The organism is Rossellomorea sp. ABR4_004 (assembly GCF_056159585.1).
Genome location: NZ_JBSWVM010000010.1, coordinates 13,576 through 31,401, shown reverse-complemented (window position 1 = coordinate 31,401; position 17,826 = coordinate 13,576). Strand labels below are relative to the sequence as shown.

Below are 17,826 nucleotides of genomic sequence, written 5' to 3'. Positions count from 1 at the left end.
TTCATCAAATCCCTTTTCCCTTCATACATTTAGATAAGAGTATAAAGAGGGGGATGGCGATGAATTTAGAGGAACAAAGGCAGTTACAAAATGCGATAGGGGAAATTACTGAGATTGCAGCCGGGTTTGGTCTTGATTTTTATCCGATGCGTTATGAGATTTGTCCTGCTGAAATTATTTATACATTCGGTGCTTATGGGATGCCGACCCGATTTTCTCACTGGAGTTTTGGGAAACAATTTCATAAGATGAAGCTTCAATATGATTTGGGTTTAAGTAAAATTTACGAACTCGTGATTAACTCGGATCCTTGTTATGCTTTTTTATTGGATTCGAATTCGCTTATTCAGAATAAGTTGATTGTTGCCCATGTGTTGGCCCATTGTGATTTCTTTAAGAATAATGTGCGATTCCAGAATACGAAGCGGGATATGGTAGAGAGCATGGCGGCTACGGCAGAGCGGGTGCGAAGATATGAGATCGAGCATGGGAAGCAGGAGGTTGAAAACTTTCTCGATGCCGTGCTTGCCGTGGATGAGCATATTGATCCGTCATTGATGCGTCCGAAGCTGTCGTGGACGATGGACGATGTCGAGTGGGTTGAGGAAGAAGTATCTCACGCGACTCCTTATGATGATTTGTGGTCGTTGGATGAAAAACCGAAGAGCAGAGAGAAGAAAAAGGTGAAGAAGAAGTTCCCTCCACAACCTGAAAAGGATATTCTTCTCTTTATTGAGCAGTATAGCAGGGAGTTGTCTGACTGGCAGCGGGACATACTGACGATGATGAGGGAAGAAATGCTGTATTTCTGGCCGCAGCTTGAAACGAAAATCATGAATGAAGGCTGGGCTTCGTATTGGCATCAGCGCATCATCCGTGAAATGGATTTGACGAGTGGTGAGTCCATTGAGTTTGCAAAGCTGAATGCAGGTGTTGTACAGCCTTCCCGTACGCAGATCAATCCATATTATCTAGGATTGAAGATTTTTGAAGATATAGAAGATCGTTTCGACAATCCTACGGATGAAATGAAAAAGCGTGGGGTGAAACCAAATTCTGGCCGTGAAAAAATGTTTGAGGTTCGTGAGATTGAATCTGACATTTCCTTCTTACGGAACTATTTAACGAAAGATCTCGTCACGAGAGAAGATATGTATTTGTTCCAGAAGCAAGGGAAGGACTACAAAATCGTCGATAAAGAATGGACTCATGTACGGGACCAGCTTGTAGGCATGAGGGTTAATGGCGGGTTCCCATACATTACCGTGAATGATGGAGATTATATGAAGAGCGGGGAGCTATATCTTAAGCACTGGTTTGAAGACGTGGAGCTCGATATTAAGTATTTAGAAAAAGTTTTACCGTATCTGCATCAGCTGTGGGGAAGACCGGTCCATATCGAAACCCATGTGGAGAACCGTGATATGTTATTTACCTATGACGGCAGAAGCGTGCAACGAAAATATTTGTAAGTGGGCAGAGCAGTTCCAGGTGAAATCCTGGAACTGCTGTTTTTCTTTTTAGGTAAAGGGGTTCTAAATAGATGGACTGGCTTATACGATAAAAAGAGAGCTTATTTTAACCTTTAGGAGGAGACGGGAATGGCAGATGTTGAAGTCTTTATCGGTGATTTAACGGACCAGACATTTCATTATGAAGGAGGGGACTGGAATCATAATTACCCGAAAAGGATCAGTTCGTTTTTTCCGAAAGGGTATGAACTCTTTTTCTCCCTATTGGATGGCATTTACTATAAAAAATTTGAAGGCAGGCAAACTGACTGGGGAAGTCATACTTGTTTGATGTACCCGGATGAAATGCTGTCGGTCTTGGAAGATTACTATAAGCAGGATATGGAAAATGAACAGGTGCTGCAACTATTTCAATTTATAAAGCAATTAAATCCCCATCAACAATACGGCTTAGTGGCATGCGAGATGTCATAACCTAGAAAAGGACAAACTGCCTCAGGCATTTGTCCTTTTTACATACTTACGTTATTTCGACTGGTGAAACGGGTATTGAGTCTATCGGTAAAAAATAAAAAGGATTTTTGAAAGATGGGACTTTGAATAAACGTATAAATAAAAGTGAATACGAAGACTGGACCGGAAAGAAGCAGCCCGATCAGTAACACCGCACACTCACACATGATCCGGACTCTGCTGATTGAAAGATTCGTTAAATCCGAAATGGTGAGCATAAATCCGTCCCGTGGACCCGTGCCAAGGTGTGCCGCTGAATACAATCCCCCGCCAACCCCCATTAAAACAATCGCTGATAATAGAATCAGGATATCTAATGCTATATTCGTTTGAGGAGGAAGCAGGTCGTAAAATAGAAAGAAGTCGACCAACATGCCAACCATCACACCGTTAAGGATCGTCCCGATACGAACATATCTCCCTTTCAAAACAAGGGTGCCTGCAATCAAGGCGGCGCCGACAATTATATTCCACGTGCCAATCGTTAAGCCGAACTTCTCATATAAGGCAATGTTTAATACATCCCATGGATGGATCCCTAAGTACTGCACTTTGATGGACATACTGATTCCATAGCTGAAAATAAGTAACCCTATTACGAAATAACTTATTTGCCAATAGATTTTCATAGTGTCTCCTTTGAAATAACAGTCATCACTCTATAACGATATTTTACAACGAAAAGGTTTATGAAGATATGGTTTGTTTTTCGTTTTATAGGGAGAGGGCGAAGGTCCTTTAAGAGATGTACATCCTTTGAAGGAAAAAATATAAGGAGTCTAGGAATAAAGGGGTGAATATTCAGATTTTTCTTTTATTTGAAGGGGTTGTATTTGACAGCGCTTTCTATGGTCGATAGAGTTTTAGTAAGACGAGTAATGGGGGAATGAGTAGATGCATACTGTGAAAAACGCATGGGAGACACTTTGGAAATGGCACGGAGATGTGATGGGTACTTTGCAATTTTTCACTTCCGGAAGCACGCCTGCTGCTTCTCGCGAGGTGGATACAAATCTTGTTCCGGAGCCTAATGCAAATCAAAGGCAGAAAATCGGGTTTTTCTTAGGACCCTTACTGTTTATTCTTATCATGTTATTTTTTTCGCCTGAAGGTTTATCAAAAGAGGCAGTTTCTGTCTTTGCAGGTACAACATGGATAGCGGTATGGTGGATAACAGAAGCGATACCTATTCCGGCAACTGCTTTGTTGCCGATCATTTTGTTTCCACTTACAGGAGCTCTTCAATCCGGAGATGTCACGTCTGCCTATGGTGATAGTACAATTTTTCTTTTTATGGGTGGATTTATTATTGCGATTGCCATGGAAAAGTGGAACTTACATAAGCGGATTGCCATGAACATCATTCTGCTGATTGGTACAGGCACTGAGAGAATCGTCCTTGGATTTATGCTGGCTACCGGTTTTTTATCCATGTGGATCTCGAATACGGCAACGGCTATGATGATGCTTCCGATTGGAACAGCCGTGATTTATCAAGTTAATGAAAGTCTAAAAAAGGAGGGGGCTAATAGAACGGGGCACTTCAGTAAAGTGATCATGCTGGGGATTGCCTATAGTGCATCGATCGGAGGCTTGGGAACGTTGATCGGAACGCCTCCAAACACGATATTTGCTGCAGTGGTGAAACAGTTGTATGGGATTGATTTCTCATTTGCTAAGTGGATGCTTTTTGGTGTTCCGCTTGCTGCCATTCTTCTATTTGTTACTTGGTGGTATTTAATCAAGGTGGCTTTTCCGTTAAAGATGAAAGAATTGCCGGGGGGGAGGGAGATTGTGGAGAAAGAGAACCGGTCTCTTGGTTGCATTTCATTTGAAGAAAAACTTGTTCTTACGGTCTTTGTCTCTACGGCCCTATGCTGGATCACTCGATCGTTTCTATTGAACCAATGGATTCCGTCTTTAGACGACACCATCATAGCCATTACAGGGGCACTCATTTTATTTCTTCTTCCAGGAAGAAAAGAATCTCGATTGATCAACTGGGACGATGCGAAGAAGCTTCCATGGGGAATCCTGCTCTTATTCGGTGGAGGTCTTGCCATTGCCAAGGGTTTTAAAGAGACAGGGTTGGCAGAGTGGATCGGACAGCAACTAACGATTCTTGAAGGGATATCCTTCATTATTATCTTGCTTGCAGTGACGGCCTTTGTTATTTTCTTAACGGAAATTACGTCCAATACGGCGACAGCCACGATGATGTTTCCGATAATGGCTGCCCTTGCAGCTGCCTTGAATATTCACCCTTATAGTTTGATGGTGGCGGCGGGCTTAGCTGCTTCATGTGCTTTCATGCTGCCGGTGGCTACGCCTCCGAATGCTGTCGTATTCGGATCAGGTTATATCAAAATGGGAGATATGGTCAAGGCGGGAATATGGTTGAATCTGATTAGTATCGTATTTATTACACTTTTGATTTATTTTTTCATGCCACTCGTATGGGGAATCGATTTAGGTGTATTACCTGAAAATATGAACGAATGAAAAATCGGATCAGTTTCCTGATCCGATTTTTCTGTGCGTATTATTGAGCAGTATATCCGCCATCTAAAACGACGGCCTGACCAGTTACACCTTTTGCTTTGTCACTGGATAGGAAAATGGTGTAGTCTGCAATTTCTTCTACTGATAATAATCTCTTTTGTGGAACAAGAGGGTAAATGACATCCTCCAATACTTTTTCAAGCTCCACACCACGAGTCGTTGAAATATCCTTTAATTGGTTACGGACAAGGGGGGTATCCACGTATCCGGGGCATAGGGCATTGACGGTAATCCCATGCTCGGCACCTTCTAAAGCCGATACCTTTGTAAGACCGATCACACCATGCTTGGCGCTGTTGTATGCCGCTTTACCTGCAAAACCGATCAGTCCATTAATGGATGCCATATTGATGATACGACCGAATTTTTGCTTCTTCATATGAGGGAAAGCAAATTTTGTTGCAATAAAGGGAGCGGTCAGCATAATTTTGATCAGAAGCTCAAATTTTTCAATAGGGAATTCTTCAATTGGAGCTACGTGCTGAATACCTGCGTTATTGATTAATACGTCTATGCGGCCATAGTGCTCAACTGTTTTATCAATACCCGCTTTCACTTCTTTTTCATTGGTAACGTCACATTTAATGCCGAGGCAATCGAATCCTCTGTCTTTCAGTTCTTCTACCGCTTCATCCAATCCTTCTTGATTGATGTCTGAGAGAACCACTTTCGCACCATTTTGAGCAAAGTGTTCCCCGATTTCAAAACCAATTCCCCTTGCAGCACCTGTAATGAATACAACTTTATCATTGACCATCTTCTTTTCCTCCTCTGATTAATAAATTCCCATATTGGCCAGGATGATTGAAACGATTTCTGCAATCGTAGGAATAAGTAACCCGACAACAGCTACATCCAAATACGAATCTTTATGGGTCAGCCCTGTTACGGCAAATAACGTCAGGAGTGCACCATTATGAGGCAGAATCGATGCCCCTGATGAAATGGAAGCAATTCTATGGAATGCTTCTGCACTGATCCCACTTGTTTGAGACAATTCATAATATTTATCTCCCAAAGCCTCAAGGGCAATCCCCATTCCTCCTGAAGCAGATCCAGTAATAGCTGCAAGAGTTTGAACAGCTATGGCTTCAGATATGACAGGGTTACCTTTAATGCCAAGAATAAGCTTCGTTAACGTCTTGAACCCTGGTGCCGCTGTGACAACCGCTCCGAAACCAACCGCAGCGCTTGTGTTAATGACTGCCATGACTGAGCCCTTTGCACCTCCATTGACAGCAGGGATGAATTTTTTATAATGCTTGAAGTTAATAAATAATATCGAAAGTATCCCTACAAGAAGAGCGGTCAGGATGTTCCACTTAAAGACATTCAATGTAACGACAACAATGACAAGAGGAAGAAATGATAAGTAGAAATTAGGAAGCTCTGATTCTTTAATTTCCTTTACATCGTTTCCACCTTTAGGCTCGGTAAACGTATCTCCTTTACTTGTAAATTGCTTTTGACGCCATCTTAAATAAAAATACCCTCCAACCGCCATGATTAATCCGCCTGCGATACCGATGATCGGGGCGGCAGTGGGGGATGTTTTAAAATAATCGATGGGAATCAAGTTTTGAATCTGTGGTGTACCCGGGATGGCTGTCATTGTAAAGGTGAAAGCCCCCAATACGAAGGTCGGCGGCAATAGCTTCCGTGTGATATCCGCTTCTCTGAACATGGCAATAGCCAAGGGATATATCGCAAATACAACAACGAATAAGCTCACACCACCATATGTTAAAACGGCAGCTGCAATCAGCACTCCCAGTATGGCCCTGTCTTTACCGATGATGTTCGTAATTTTGTATGCGACGGATTGGGCTGCTCCCACGTCTTCCATCAATTTTCCGAAAATGGCTCCGAACAGGAATACAGGAAACCATTCTTTAGCAAAATCCACAAACCCGGTCATATATGTTTCCGTATAAGCAGGAAGCAGGTCGAGACCACTCATTAATGCTACTAAACCTGCAACCAGGGGAGCGATCCAAATGATAGACCAGCCTAAATACGCCAAGACCATAAGTAGAATTAAACCAACAATGATGCTAGTCATAACTCACCTCTCATAAATGTTTGTAGTTATCTTTCCATGAATGAAAGGTTTTATTCTTTGGAGGAATCTGTTTTAACGCGATATACGATACGAAAATAGAAAAAGACAGTCACCGTGAATAGGCAACTGCCACTTCTGAAATTCCACATCAAACAAACTTTTCCAAATTCCTCATTTCTTTGAATACCAAACCTCCCTTTGAAAGGGAAATGACAGTGTCCGATACGTGGGCAAGTCCTTGATCATGGGTCACAACAATGACACATTTGTTTTCTTTATGAGCAAGTTCCCTGAATAAATCAACGATTCCACTTGCAGTATCTTCGTCTAAGTTTCCTGTAGGTTCATCCGCCAGAATGAGTTCCGACTGACAAGAGAGCGCCCTGGCAATGGAAACCCTTTGTTGTTGTCCTCCGCTGAGAGTTAATACTCTCTGACGGGATTGTTCCTCTGAAATGCCAACCTTCTGAAGCATTTCTAGGGCGAATGCTTTTTTGTTTTTATTAGTTGATTTCGTGATCTCCATTGCAGTGATGACATTTTGAAGTGCTGTCATATATGGCAGGAGGTTATAGGATTGAAAGACAATGGAAACATGCCGATTTCGAAATGATGATAAACCGATTTTCTTGATATCTTTTCCTTCAAATAAGATTTGTCCGGATGTGGGTGAATCTAGTGCACTTGCCAGGGAGAGGAAAGTGGTTTTGCCCGAGCCGGATGGGCCTACACAAGTATAGAAAGTTCCCCTCTTAAATTCGGCTGTAACATTACTCAAAATAGGCTGAAACTTGGATTCTTGCTTATAGCTGTAACTCACATTTATAAAGTGTAATAATGTACTCATTCTTTAGCCTCCTTTAATCCTGTTTTGTTAATATTGCTTTAGGATTTAATCTCAACACGGTCAATGATGGAATCAATGTGGATAGTAGAACCACCATCAGTCCGATGCCAAACAATTTCATCAAGTCTTCTCCTGTCGTATGGATGGATAATTCACTCACCGTTTCTACATCCTGGACGTTTGAAGATTGAAATGGCATACGGCGTGAATTAAAGGAGGCTGGTGTATTTGCTGTTTCTTCTGATTGAGTGATTTCCTGCTGGAGAAGTTGTTCCCCCATTTTGTTTGCAACCAGATTGCCGGATAGTGTTGATATACCCATTGCCAAAACAGCCACAATCAAAATCTCAACCAGAAATTGACTGACGAGCTTCCCTTTTTTCTCTCCGATGGCAAGAAGTACGCCCATTTCATATTTTCTTTCCCGAATCGTCATCATCACAATCAGGGCCAAAATGATGGCTCCCGCTATTGCCACAAGAAATACTACATTAGTAGAAAAAGAGGCAACATTCTCAATTGGGCCTATCATTTGCTGATACAATTGATCATTTGCATCCAATTTAAATTGATCAAAATCAATGGATGAGCTACTTTCTGCATTTGAAATAAAGGATTGGATATCTGCCGGGTCCTTCATATAATAGACAGCCCGATCAATCGTTTCAGAAGTTCCTTTTAATTCATTGGCAACAGTATATGGAACGAACAGCTGATTATAGGGATTCAGAAAAGCAAAATTTTGAGCTCTTTCATCCATATCTGCAGTCGATTCATAAATACCCACGATTTCAAGAGTCGACTCAGCATTCTCCGTATTTGCTATGGTTATCGAGTCTCCAACCTTTAAATCATTTTCTGCAGCAAGGTTTTTTTCAACAAGAGTCACTTCATTGTTTATGTCTTCTTCCGTCAAATGACGTCCTTCCACTATGGACGCATCCCCATTCAGAAATGAGCTGGTCGAATCTGAGAATAAGATCCCTTCGACGGAAACATCACCGGCCATCATTCTACCACCGCCACCAAAGCCTTCCTGCTCTGTACCTTCTGCTGTTTCTTCACTCCCCACAGCAGTAAAGTCCTTGGCAAGGGCAGAGGTGGATGAATAGTAGTTGTATCCCTTTACGAAAGAGGAATCAGTGAGATCCTCAGCAGAATCCAAAGGGATGGGGACAGGCTGAAAACGGGCTCTTCCGCCACTTTCCTCGTTTTGCTGTCCGGAAATCAATTTTTCCCGGTCAACCGTTAAAGAAACTTCTCCGCCTAATTTCTCACGAGCCAAAATGCTGGATTGATCAGCGGCGGTTTGAATCGTCAATCCCGACAGAACGAGAACGGAGATGACGGTCAAGACAAACAGTAAGAGTATGCTTTTCCCCTTGCGAGCTTTTACATTCCAAAAGGCACGTTTCATAAAATTCATTTTCCTCTCCTCCTGGTCAAAATAATGGGAATTTAGTTTTTTAAATCCCTGTCTGGCCTCAGTAAAAGCTTATCCATCAGATATGTCCAAACTATGAACGAATAATGTCTGATTGATTAAAACTAGTGAAAAAGAAAACGAGTCACACCGGCCTTGAACCAATCCTGTTAAACATCACAAAAGAAAAAGAACGAGCCATTAATCGGACTCGTTCTTTTCATCATGGCTGCTATGCCATTTTTGTAACTTCTAAATATTGAATATGATGGCCATCGATTTCTTTCACTCTGAAGCAATACCCTTGTTCTTCGATCTTATCATCAAGTTTCACTTCGTACTTCTGTGTCAGGAACCAGCCTCCGATCGTGTCGACCTCATCCTCTTCAATGGAGATGCCAAGAAGGTCATTCACATCTTCAATGAGCATGACGGCGTCAAAGATATAATGATCTTCTTTCACCTTCTGCACTTCAGGTATTTCATCGATATCAAACTCGTCCCTTATCTCTCCGACAATTTCTTCAATGATATCTTCAACTGTTACAAGACCGGCAGTTCCACCGTATTCATCAAGGAGTACGGCCATTGGCGACCGCTCTTTCTGAAGTTTGACGAGTAAGGCTTGAATAGGGATGGTTTCAATGACACGGATTACAGGCTTGATAAAGGAAGTTAAGTCTTCATGTTCCTCCTTGTGGTTCACGAGAGTTGTCAGCAATTCCTTCACGTTCACTATACCGAGGATATTATCTTTATCACCTTCTACTACAGGATATCTCGTATAGCGTTCCTCTTTAATGATGGTGAGTACTTCATCAATGGTGGAATCTGAGGAGAGAGTCACGATATTCGTTCTCGGAACCATGATTTCTTTTGCGATTCGCTCGTCGAATTCAAAAATTTTGTTTACGTACTTGAATTCGGATGAATTGATTTCCCCACTTTTGTAGCTGTCGGAAAGAATGATCCTAAGCTCTTCCTCGGAATGGGCAATTTCATGTTCAGAAGCGGGTTTTAAACCGAATAACCCTGTGAACACCCGGGCAGAGCCGTTTAATGCCCATATAAATGGGTAAGCGAGTCGATAAAACCATATCAATGGTCGTGCAAATAATAGAGTGACTTTCTCTGCTTTTTGAATGGCAAAGGTTTTCGGGGCCAATTCTCCAATCACCACATGCAAAAAAGTAATGACGGAAAATGCGAGTCCAAATGAAATGATACTTGTAATGGAAGCATTTAAATCAAGCTTCTCAAACACTGGATGAAGCAACGTTTCGATGGTCGGTTCACCTAACCAACCGAGTCCGAGGGCTGTGATGGTAATGCCTAATTGACAGGCAGAAAGGTATTCGTCTAAATGTGAGATGACCCTTTTAGCAGCAATGGCCGTTTGATTTCCTTCAGATACCAGCTGATCGACACGAGAGCTTCTTACCTTTACAATGGCGAACTCTGATGCAACGAAGAAAGCTGTCAGCGCAATTAATACAGCAACGAGAAATAAATTAAGTAAAATGTCCAATGATCAGAAGCTGTAAAAAGGGAGTGAATCGAAGGACCCTTCTAAAGCTTCAAACACCTCCTGAATTAAAAAGTCATGGTTCTTTAAAAAATGAAGCAAGATAGCACTTGAAATCCGGTTGCAATGAGTATATCCTTTTAAAAGTATCACATTCTTAGCCGTATCCAAAGTTCGTTGCAATGTGCAGGACATTCGGTTATTGTTAGAAATAACAATTTTATCTAAAGAATCGAAATGGACAAAACCAGGATACGAATCAATGGATAGTTGGAAAGGAGAACGATTATGGCAGACGTGTTTAACCAAGGATTTGTTGTAGCCCTTATCATTGCCTTTTCGGTTTATGTCATCTTAAGAGGAATAGCTATTTTCTTTGGCAAAGCAGGGAAAGGCTATCTGGAAAATATTCAATCTCAAACAGGACGTCTATATCTGCAATTAATAGGTGGCTACTATATATTATCAGGAGTACTTGGCCTGCTTATTCCACGATTAGACTGGAAAACAGAAGAGATATACTTTGCAATTGCAATTTTTGCGATTTCATCGGTTGTTTTCTGGGTAACATTGGATCTCTTTATGAAACGTGATCGAAAAAAACTACAACAAAATTAATATGTTTTTCATTAGCTTCGGAATCATTCCGGGGCTTTTTTTATACTTTTTTACTGGCTGTTTTCTAAAAGCGCTTTAGTAAAGTTTGTTGCTGTTGTAGAGGAGAAAGTAATAGTTGATTTCCGCTCCAGGATGCTCGCTTTCCGCGGGGCTGGCGGTGAGCCTCCTCGGCTGCGCCTCCGGGATCTCACCTGTCCAGCTCCGGCGGCTAGCCCCTCGAGGTCATAAGCTAAATGGGCCAAGAAGGCAAAGAGCGCCTTCTCGGCCCATTCATCTTATGCTTTTCGGGGCAGGTCAAGCCGCCTGTGCTTTTCGAACTGTCCAGCTATTCCCGCAGGAGTCGAGCATCCTTCGGCTACAATCAACCTTCTGAGCATGTACCTTAATGGAAACCAATAACAACAAGAATTTTAGCAAACAATCTCATTTAAGGTAAGTAGAGGTTGATTGAAGAAGAAATATTTTTTCTTGTTACATTGTTTTCTTGCACACCATGAAGCTCTGTCATGAAAGTTCTGTTAAAGATGGTGAGGGGAACTGCGTAGACTCCTGCGGAAGTACGGTCGTGCCGAGACCCCGGAAGCGAAGCTGAGGAGGCTCGGCCGAACGTCCGCGGAAAGCGGAGCGGTTCCCCTCACCATCTAGCCTACACTTATTGACAGAGCCCTTGGCAGGCAGATTTATGTTTAAAACAACAAAATTCATTACTGAAAAATATTAAAAAATCCCATACATTCAAAAGAATGTTTGAATATTATCAGGATTTCTTTTATACTATATTCAAATGAGTATTTGAATGTTAGGGGGTGAAGTGATGAAAGAGAAGGATGTATGTGAAGTAGCGTGTGTGGAAGATGAAAAGGTCAATCGCTTAAAGTCAATGATTTTATCACAAAATACCTCTAAGGTAGCTGAAATCTTTAAAGCACTTTCTGATCAAACAAGAGCGAAAATTGCGTATGCACTCACCATCGAAGAAGAACTATGTGTATGCGATGTGGCAAATATCGTCGATGCTTCAACAGCGACCGCATCACATCATTTGCGTTTGTTAAAAAAGCAGGGGTTAGCCAAATTCAGAAAAAAAGGCAAGCTCGTTTATTATTCCTTAGACGATCATCATGTAAAAGAGTTAATTGAAATTGCCTTGACTCATCAAATGGAGTTGGAGGAACGGGACCGGTAAACCAGTCGCGAAATGATCCAAAGTATTCATTTTTTGGTTATTATTCAACGATTTGAATGGTCTCAGTTGAATAAGAATCAGAGAAAGAAAGTGAGGGATGTCAAGTGGGCCACGACCACAGTCATGGACACAATCAGAATAAAAAAGCATTATTAATCAGTTTCCTATTTATTTTTACCTTTATGATCGTAGAAGTCATAGGTGGAATCGTAACAAATAGTCTTGCTCTTCTTTCCGATGCGGGACATATGCTTAGTGATGCAGCCGCAATAGGTCTTAGTTTGGCAGCTTTTTATATAGGTGAGAAGGCATCGGATAAAGGGAAGACGTATGGGTACAAGAGATTCGAAATACTGGCGGCGTTTATTAATGGCATCACGCTGATTCTCGTTTCCCTCTATATTTTCTGGGAAGCGTATCATCGTTTCATGGATACTCCTGTGGTTTCACCAGGTATGATGGTGATCGCCATCATAGGTCTGGTTGTAAACATTATCGTGGCATGGATTTTAATGAGAGGAGATACGGAACATAATTTGAATGTTCGAAGTGCCTTTCTTCATGTACTTGGTGATATGTTGGGTTCAGTAGGGGCCATCGCAGCCGGACTCTTGATTTATTTCTTTGATTGGAACTTGGCTGATCCCATTGCATCTGTCATGGTTGCCATCTTAATTGTCATTTCCGGATGGAGAGTAACGAAGGATTCTATTCATATCTTAATGGAAGGATCTCCAAAAGGTATTGATACGGAAAAAGTGAAAAATAGCCTGGCAGCTGCCCCGGGAGTCATTGAAGTGCATGATCTTCATGTCTGGTGCATCACGTCGGGATTCACAGCCCTAAGCTGCCATGTGGTGGTGGGAAACGAAGTGAATCGAGATACGGTTTTATTACAACTCTCAGCCTATCTTGAAGAGGAATTTGGCATTCATCACTCTACGATTCAGGTTGAGGGGAGAACTGTCACAGAGGGCCATCATCACATTTGTACGTAACAGCGCGCGATTTCACCTAATATTTCCAATGTGTAAGAGGATGTTTAGTTCACTCTGGATTTGGGGTATATCCTCAACTGGAGGGATGAACATGTTACATCAAGAAAATAAATCAGAGAAGCAAAAGACACCTGAATTTAAAAAGGATTTCTATATTCAACAATTATTAAGGATTGGCGTATATAAATATTTCGGTAAGCAGCTTTATGAGCTCTCAATGAATGAACTGCAAGAAGTCTATCTGGAATATTACGTTGGTGGAGGTATAGCGAATTAAAAAAGACGAACCTTTTAGAAAAAGGATCGTCTTTTTTGCTGTAGTAAGACTTATTATGGCACATCATGTCCCATAGAAGTTTGCAAGATTTCAAACCATTGATCGTGGTTTAAAGAAATGGAAAGAGAGTCGATTGCATGTTGAATGCGTTCTTTTTTACCTGAACCGACGATGGGCATAATCTTTGCCGGGTGATTAAGAAGCCATGCATATAGAACTTCATCAATACCCTTTGCACCTGTTTCTTCTTGTATCTTATTCAATGCATGTTGAAGACGAATGGCTTTTTCATCCTCTCCTCTGAAGATTGCCCCGCCTGCGAGTGGAGACCAGGCCATCGGCGCGACACGCTTCTCCTGACAAAGATTTAACGTACCGTCTTCAAAGTTTTCTAAGTTATAGGCCGACAATTCAATTTGGTTTGTGATCAATGGAAATGGCAAATAAGATTGAAGCATATTCCATTGATGATCTTTAAAGTTTGATACTCCGAAATGACGCACCTTACCTTCTTCTTTTAATTGAGTGAAGGCTTCAGCCACTTCTTCTCCATTCATAAATGGATCAAGCCTGTGAATCAATAATAAATCGATATAGTCCGTTTTCAGATTCTGCAGGGAGTTTTCAACAGAAGCCAAAATATGCTTTTTACTCGTGTTGTAATGATGTGTTTTATGTTCCGGGCGGTTGTCGGAAGGCAGGACAATACCGCATTTCGTTACAATCTCCATTTTTCCCCGTATAGATGGCTGAAGGTTGAGAGCCTCACCAAATAAGGCTTCACAAGTATACGAGCCATAGATATCTGCGTGATCAAAAGTCGTGATTCCGTTTTCAATATTGTGCAGGATTAAAGAAAGAGTGTCTTCCTTTGATTGATTCCAGTCTGCAAGTCTCCACAACCCATGTATGATTCGTGAGAATGATAAGTCTTCCGTCATTTGTATTCTTTGCATCGATGCAACCTCTTTTCATATGGTATGTAGACATTCTTTCATAGTCATACTAAACGTATATTACTATGTTTGGAAAGGAATTAAAAATGATTGACCCTCTTCAAGATCTATTATTGAACTGGAAGGTTCATCCTTCCTCCATAGAGAGCATGGAAAGTTCTCCGAATGTTTATAAGGTGAAGAGTCGGGAGAAGACATTTTATTTGAAAAAGAGATTGAACTCTTCAGTGGAAAAGCGAATAGAAGAGCTGCTCTTAACTTCTTTTTTACTGGAAAAGGGACTTGCTGTTGAAAAGCCGCTGTTAACTGTTTCACAACAGCCCTATGTACAACAACATCAAGTTTTCTACTCCCTGTATCAAGCTCTGGAAGGACAGCCATTACAAGTCTATTCCTTAACTTCTATGGAAAGGATGGGAACGCATCTCTCTCAACTCCATAGCAGGCTGAAACAATACGTCAGTAAATACGAGGTAGAAGAATGGAAAGTTGAAACACATTTGAGAGAGTGGATAGGCGGAAAGGGTACTAAAATGATAGAAAGGTGGGGTGAGGGGTTTCTTGGCAGGCTAAATGAATGGTCTTCTTCCTATAGCAAATTACCCCATCAACTCGTCCATAGTGACTGTCATCCCCGTAATATCCTTATGCACGAAGAAACGGTGACAGGAGTCATAGACTTCGAGAGGATACGAAAAGCACCCCGTATTGCAGATGTCTGTTACTTTCTTGCAGGGATGCTCAAAGACCAGTTCAAGCAAAGGGAGGATGAGCAATTTGAATGTATCCATGCCTTTATGGTGGGCTATCAGGCCGATGGTACTTTAACTCAGGAAGAAAAGGAACTGATGCCATTCTTAGTCATTATCATTCTTCTTCAATACACCTTTTTTTACAATCAAAAAGGGTATTCACACGTTGTATCTGCATACATCCCTTTCATTAACAGGCTGGTAAATTCCGGTGTTTGTGAACGGGTATTTCAAATGTAAATCTATTTAAGAGGAAATGCTTGAATATCCACCTTTTCTGTGGCAAAGTAGGGAAGAAGATAACGTTTAATTTCATAGTACAAGTGTAGGGGGACCGGTGTGGCCGGTTGAGATTGTATCCTGACAGATACTGACCCTTTGAACCTGAACTGGCTGATACCAGCGTAGGAAACATTCTCTTAAACATTACATCATCATGTTTAACAATGCGTCCCTCGCTGAAGCTTGGGGCGCTTTTTTTGTTGTGTCCTAACGTTATAAGGTATTTTACATTCATTCTCTCTACTATGTGAAGAATAGAGAATAAACGTTACAACTACATACAAGGATTTGAGGAGGAATCATGATGAAAAAGTGGATGTATATCATCAGTTCTGTCTTTCTTTTAACTGCTTGCAGTGGAGGAGAAAATACATCAGAACAGAAAGAAGGTCTAAAAAAGATTTCGGTTGTACTCGACTGGACACCGAATACCAATCACACTGGATTATATGTTGCAAAAGAAAAAGGATATTTTGAAGAACAGGGACTTGATGTGGATATCATCTTACCTGGTGAGGCAGGGGCAGATCAACTCGTTGCCTCGGGTAAAGCTGAGTTCGGGGTTGGATATCAGGAAAGTGTCACCCAAGCAAGGGTACAGGACGTACCACTCGTATCTATCGCTGCGGTCATACAGCATAATACATCCGGGTTTGCTTCACCTAAGGATAAGGGTATAACGACTCCAAAGGATTTTGAAGGGAAAAGTTATGGAGGATGGGGATCAACTGTAGAAAAAGCCGTCATGACGTCTATTATGAAACAAGAAAATGCTGATGTAGAGAAAGTGGATTTTGTAAACATGGGAGATACAGATTTCTTTACTGCCGTGAAACGGGATGTTGACTTTGCATGGATCTACTATGGATGGACGGGGATTGAAGCAGAGCTTCGCGGTGAGGAATTGAATATGATGTACGTAAAGGACTACTCTGAAAAACTGGATTATTACACCCCTGTTTTGACGACGAATGAAAAGATGATTAATAAAGACCCTGAAACGGTCAAAGCATTTTTAGCAGCTTCTTCAAAAGGCTATGAGTTTGCAATCGACAATCCAAAAGAGGCCGGTGAAATCCTTTTAGGTGCAGCTCCGGATCTTGATAAAGAATTAGTCATGAAGAGTCAGGAATGGCTGGCTCCTAAATACAAGGATGACGCTGACAGATGGGGAGAGCAGAAGCACGAGGTTTGGGAAAACTATGCTTCATGGATGTATGATAACGATTTATTAGATAAGGAACTGGACAGTAAAAAAGCATTCACAAACGAATTTTTACCAAAATAAGAGGTGAACAAAATGGGGAACGCACTCGTAAGCATACAAATTATTCCGAAGACGAAAAATGGTGAAGACGTTATACCATACGTGGATGAAGCCATCGCGGTCATTGATAAATCTGGTGTCCGTTATGAAGTCCATCCATTAGAAACAACAATGGAAGGGAATCTATCTGACTTATTTCAGGTGATTGAACAAATGAATGAACGAATGATTGATATGGGCAGCTCAAACGTCATTTCTCAAATCAAGGTATTATATCAGCCAGCCGGGATTGAAATGAATCAATTAACGGAGAAGTATAAAGGATGAAAGCATGGATATCGAAAGGATGGAGACCCTTCTTGGTCATCATCCTTTTATTCATCATTTGGGAATCCACCATTAGAGTATTTGAGGTGCCGGCATGGCTAATGCCTTCACCTTCAGAAATATGGGCGGAAGGAGTCGCCTCATGGTCCACGTTTACAGGTCATCTTGCTTCGACAACCCTCCTTACAATCGGTGGGTTTGTGATTGGATGTACGATTGGAATCGGGACTGCGGTTGGGCTGCACCTTCTGCCTAAGGTAAGAGAAGCGATATATCCTCTTATGATTTTGTCTCAAAATATTCCGATCATCGTCCTGGCACCTCTACTTGTAATCTGGTTTGGATTCGGACTATTGCCGAAAATCATTGTCATTACCCTGATTTGCTTTTTTCCGGTAGCCGTCTCGGCATTGGATGGATTCCGGCAGACAAACGCAGAGTACATCCTTTATATGAAAATGTCGGGAGCGACAAAAAGTCAAATCTTTCGAAAAGTTGAATGGCCGCATTCACTTCCTTCCATTTTCTCAGGATTGAAAATTTCAGCTACCTATAGTGTGATGGGGGCGGTGATTTCTGAATGGTTAGGTGCCCAGAAAGGAATCGGTGTCTATATGACTCTCGCCTCTTCTTCCTTCAGGACAGACAGGGTATTTGTAGCCATCTTCATGATTATGCTGCTCAGCCTCGTTTTCTTTGGGATCATTTTGGTATTGGAGAAAATCATGATTAAATGGAATCGAAAGGAGGACAGGTAAC

18 protein-coding genes and 1 riboswitch are annotated in these 17,826 nt (G+C 41.6%); of the genes, 11 read left to right on the top strand and 7 right to left on the bottom strand.

What is annotated here, in order from left to right:
• Positions 1 to 59: 59 nt before the first annotated feature.
• Positions 60 to 1,472: a SpoVR family protein gene (locus tag ACXAF2_RS23125; RefSeq protein WP_324747667.1), complete on the top strand. Its 1,413-nt coding sequence runs from the start codon at positions 60 to 62 to the stop codon at positions 1,470 to 1,472.
• Positions 1,473 to 1,601: 129 nt separating this feature from the next.
• Positions 1,602 to 1,946 (top strand): hypothetical protein, encoded by a 345-nt coding sequence (locus ACXAF2_RS23120; RefSeq protein ID WP_475142106.1) that lies wholly within the window; start codon positions 1,602 to 1,604, stop codon positions 1,944 to 1,946.
• Positions 1,947 to 1,984: 38 nt separating this feature from the next.
• Here the strand turns inward: ACXAF2_RS23120 and ACXAF2_RS23115 are convergent, their stop codons facing one another.
• Positions 1,985 to 2,614, bottom strand: coding sequence for a YczE/YyaS/YitT family protein (locus ACXAF2_RS23115; RefSeq protein ID WP_475142105.1), 630 nt, complete (start codon positions 2,612 to 2,614; stop codon positions 1,985 to 1,987).
• 265 nt (positions 2,615 to 2,879) lie between these two features.
• On the opposite strand from ACXAF2_RS23115, the gene ACXAF2_RS23110 reads away from it, so the two are divergent.
• Positions 2,880 to 4,487 carry an SLC13 family permease gene (locus ACXAF2_RS23110; RefSeq protein WP_475142103.1) on the top strand — a complete coding sequence of 536 codons (1,608 nt, stop codon included), beginning with the start codon at positions 2,880 to 2,882 and terminating at the stop codon, positions 4,485 to 4,487.
• A 40-nt stretch (positions 4,488 to 4,527) separates the two neighbouring features.
• On the opposite strand, the gene ACXAF2_RS23105 is transcribed toward ACXAF2_RS23110, so the two are convergent.
• The 5 genes from ACXAF2_RS23105 to ACXAF2_RS23085 form a co-directional block, all read right to left on the bottom strand.
• On the bottom strand, positions 4,528 to 5,304 hold the full coding sequence (locus ACXAF2_RS23105; protein ID WP_475142102.1) for a 3-hydroxybutyrate dehydrogenase: 777 nt from the start codon (positions 5,302 to 5,304) through the stop codon (positions 4,528 to 4,530).
• An 18-nt stretch (positions 5,305 to 5,322) separates the two neighbouring features.
• Positions 5,323 to 6,609: a GntP family permease gene (locus tag ACXAF2_RS23100; RefSeq protein WP_475142100.1), complete on the bottom strand. Its 1,287-nt coding sequence runs from the start codon at positions 6,607 to 6,609 to the stop codon at positions 5,323 to 5,325.
• 148 nt (positions 6,610 to 6,757) lie between these two features.
• A complete protein-coding gene (locus ACXAF2_RS23095; RefSeq protein WP_475142099.1) occupies positions 6,758 to 7,456 on the bottom strand; it encodes an ABC transporter ATP-binding protein in 699 nt (232 codons plus the stop codon).
• Between the two features lie 13 nt (positions 7,457 to 7,469).
• Positions 7,470 to 8,882, bottom strand: a complete 1,413-nt coding sequence (locus tag ACXAF2_RS23090; RefSeq protein WP_475142098.1) for an ABC transporter permease — start codon at positions 8,880 to 8,882, stop codon at positions 7,470 to 7,472.
• Positions 8,883 to 9,111: 229 nt separating this feature from the next.
• Entirely contained in the window at positions 9,112 to 10,407 is a 1,296-nt protein-coding gene (locus ACXAF2_RS23085) for a hemolysin family protein (protein WP_475142096.1), read from the bottom strand.
• Between the two features lie 285 nt (positions 10,408 to 10,692).
• On the opposite strand from ACXAF2_RS23085, the gene ACXAF2_RS23080 reads away from it, so the two are divergent.
• From ACXAF2_RS23080 to ACXAF2_RS23065, 4 genes are all read left to right on the top strand, one after another.
• Entirely contained in the window at positions 10,693 to 11,022 is a 330-nt protein-coding gene (locus ACXAF2_RS23080) for a hypothetical protein (protein ID WP_149155038.1), read from the top strand.
• Positions 11,023 to 11,836: 814 nt separating this feature from the next.
• A complete protein-coding gene (locus ACXAF2_RS23075) occupies positions 11,837 to 12,208 on the top strand; it encodes an ArsR/SmtB family transcription factor (RefSeq protein ID WP_475142095.1) in 372 nt (123 codons plus the stop codon).
• A gap of 104 nt (positions 12,209 to 12,312) precedes the next feature.
• On the top strand, positions 12,313 to 13,206 hold the full coding sequence (locus ACXAF2_RS23070; RefSeq protein WP_475142094.1) for a cation diffusion facilitator family transporter: 894 nt from the start codon (positions 12,313 to 12,315) through the stop codon (positions 13,204 to 13,206).
• Between the two features lie 91 nt (positions 13,207 to 13,297).
• Positions 13,298 to 13,483, top strand: a complete 186-nt coding sequence (locus ACXAF2_RS23065; protein WP_475142092.1) for a Fur-regulated basic protein FbpA — start codon at positions 13,298 to 13,300, stop codon at positions 13,481 to 13,483.
• 53 nt (positions 13,484 to 13,536) lie between these two features.
• Here the strand turns inward: ACXAF2_RS23065 and ACXAF2_RS23060 are convergent, their stop codons facing one another.
• Positions 13,537 to 14,439 carry an aldo/keto reductase gene (locus tag ACXAF2_RS23060; RefSeq protein WP_475142091.1) on the bottom strand — a complete coding sequence of 301 codons (903 nt, stop codon included), beginning with the start codon at positions 14,437 to 14,439 and terminating at the stop codon, positions 13,537 to 13,539.
• Between the two features lie 65 nt (positions 14,440 to 14,504).
• Between ACXAF2_RS23060 and ACXAF2_RS23055 the strand changes: the two genes are divergently transcribed.
• The 4 genes from ACXAF2_RS23055 to ACXAF2_RS23040 all read left to right on the top strand — a co-directional run bounded on the left by ACXAF2_RS23055 (position 14,505) and on the right by ACXAF2_RS23040 (position 17,825).
• The gene (locus ACXAF2_RS23055; RefSeq protein ID WP_475142090.1) at positions 14,505 to 15,431 is read left to right on the top strand and encodes a phosphotransferase enzyme family protein; all 927 of its coding nucleotides are present in this window, start codon (positions 14,505 to 14,507) and stop codon (positions 15,429 to 15,431) included.
• 77 nt (positions 15,432 to 15,508) lie between these two features.
• A riboswitch (TPP riboswitch) is annotated at positions 15,509 to 15,619 on the top strand.
• 158 nt (positions 15,620 to 15,777) lie between these two features.
• Positions 15,778 to 16,761 carry an ABC transporter substrate-binding protein gene (locus ACXAF2_RS23050; RefSeq protein ID WP_475142088.1) on the top strand — a complete coding sequence of 328 codons (984 nt, stop codon included), beginning with the start codon at positions 15,778 to 15,780 and terminating at the stop codon, positions 16,759 to 16,761.
• A 12-nt stretch (positions 16,762 to 16,773) separates the two neighbouring features.
• Positions 16,774 to 17,067: a thiamine-binding protein gene (locus ACXAF2_RS23045; protein ID WP_475142087.1), complete on the top strand. Its 294-nt coding sequence runs from the start codon at positions 16,774 to 16,776 to the stop codon at positions 17,065 to 17,067.
• Positions 17,064 to 17,825 carry an ABC transporter permease gene (locus tag ACXAF2_RS23040; protein ID WP_475142086.1) on the top strand — a complete coding sequence of 254 codons (762 nt, stop codon included), beginning with the start codon at positions 17,064 to 17,066 and terminating at the stop codon, positions 17,823 to 17,825. Before ACXAF2_RS23045 ends, ACXAF2_RS23040 begins: the two co-directional genes overlap by 4 nt.
• The last annotated feature ends 1 nt before the right edge of the window (position 17,826 follow it).

Excerpts from the sequence above, each read along its gene's own strand:
- ACXAF2_RS23125 (WP_324747667.1), top strand. The coding sequence starts at position 60 with ATGAATTTAGAGGAACAAAGGCAGTTACAAAATGCGATAGGGGAAATT.
- ACXAF2_RS23120 (WP_475142106.1), top strand. The coding sequence starts at position 1,602 with ATGGCAGATGTTGAAGTCTTTATCGGTGATTTAACGGACCAGACATTT.
- ACXAF2_RS23115 (WP_475142105.1), bottom strand. The coding sequence starts at position 2,614 with ATGAAAATCTATTGGCAAATAAGTTATTTCGTAATAGGGTTACTTATT.
- ACXAF2_RS23110 (WP_475142103.1), top strand. The coding sequence starts at position 2,880 with ATGCATACTGTGAAAAACGCATGGGAGACACTTTGGAAATGGCACGGA.
- ACXAF2_RS23105 (WP_475142102.1), bottom strand. The coding sequence starts at position 5,304 with ATGGTCAATGATAAAGTTGTATTCATTACAGGTGCTGCAAGGGGAATT.
- ACXAF2_RS23100 (WP_475142100.1), bottom strand. The coding sequence starts at position 6,609 with ATGACTAGCATCATTGTTGGTTTAATTCTACTTATGGTCTTGGCGTAT.
- ACXAF2_RS23095 (WP_475142099.1), bottom strand. The coding sequence starts at position 7,456 with ATGAGTACATTATTACACTTTATAAATGTGAGTTACAGCTATAAGCAA.
- ACXAF2_RS23090 (WP_475142098.1), bottom strand. The coding sequence starts at position 8,882 with ATGAATTTTATGAAACGTGCCTTTTGGAATGTAAAAGCTCGCAAGGGG.
- ACXAF2_RS23080 (WP_149155038.1), top strand. The coding sequence starts at position 10,693 with ATGGCAGACGTGTTTAACCAAGGATTTGTTGTAGCCCTTATCATTGCC.
- ACXAF2_RS23075 (WP_475142095.1), top strand. The coding sequence starts at position 11,837 with ATGAAAGAGAAGGATGTATGTGAAGTAGCGTGTGTGGAAGATGAAAAG.
- ACXAF2_RS23065 (WP_475142092.1), top strand. The coding sequence starts at position 13,298 with ATGTTACATCAAGAAAATAAATCAGAGAAGCAAAAGACACCTGAATTT.
- ACXAF2_RS23060 (WP_475142091.1), bottom strand. The coding sequence starts at position 14,439 with ATGCAAAGAATACAAATGACGGAAGACTTATCATTCTCACGAATCATA.
- ACXAF2_RS23055 (WP_475142090.1), top strand. The coding sequence starts at position 14,505 with ATGTTTGGAAAGGAATTAAAAATGATTGACCCTCTTCAAGATCTATTA.
- ACXAF2_RS23050 (WP_475142088.1), top strand. The coding sequence starts at position 15,778 with ATGAAAAAGTGGATGTATATCATCAGTTCTGTCTTTCTTTTAACTGCT.
- ACXAF2_RS23045 (WP_475142087.1), top strand. The coding sequence starts at position 16,774 with ATGGGGAACGCACTCGTAAGCATACAAATTATTCCGAAGACGAAAAAT.
- ACXAF2_RS23040 (WP_475142086.1), top strand. The coding sequence starts at position 17,064 with ATGAAAGCATGGATATCGAAAGGATGGAGACCCTTCTTGGTCATCATC.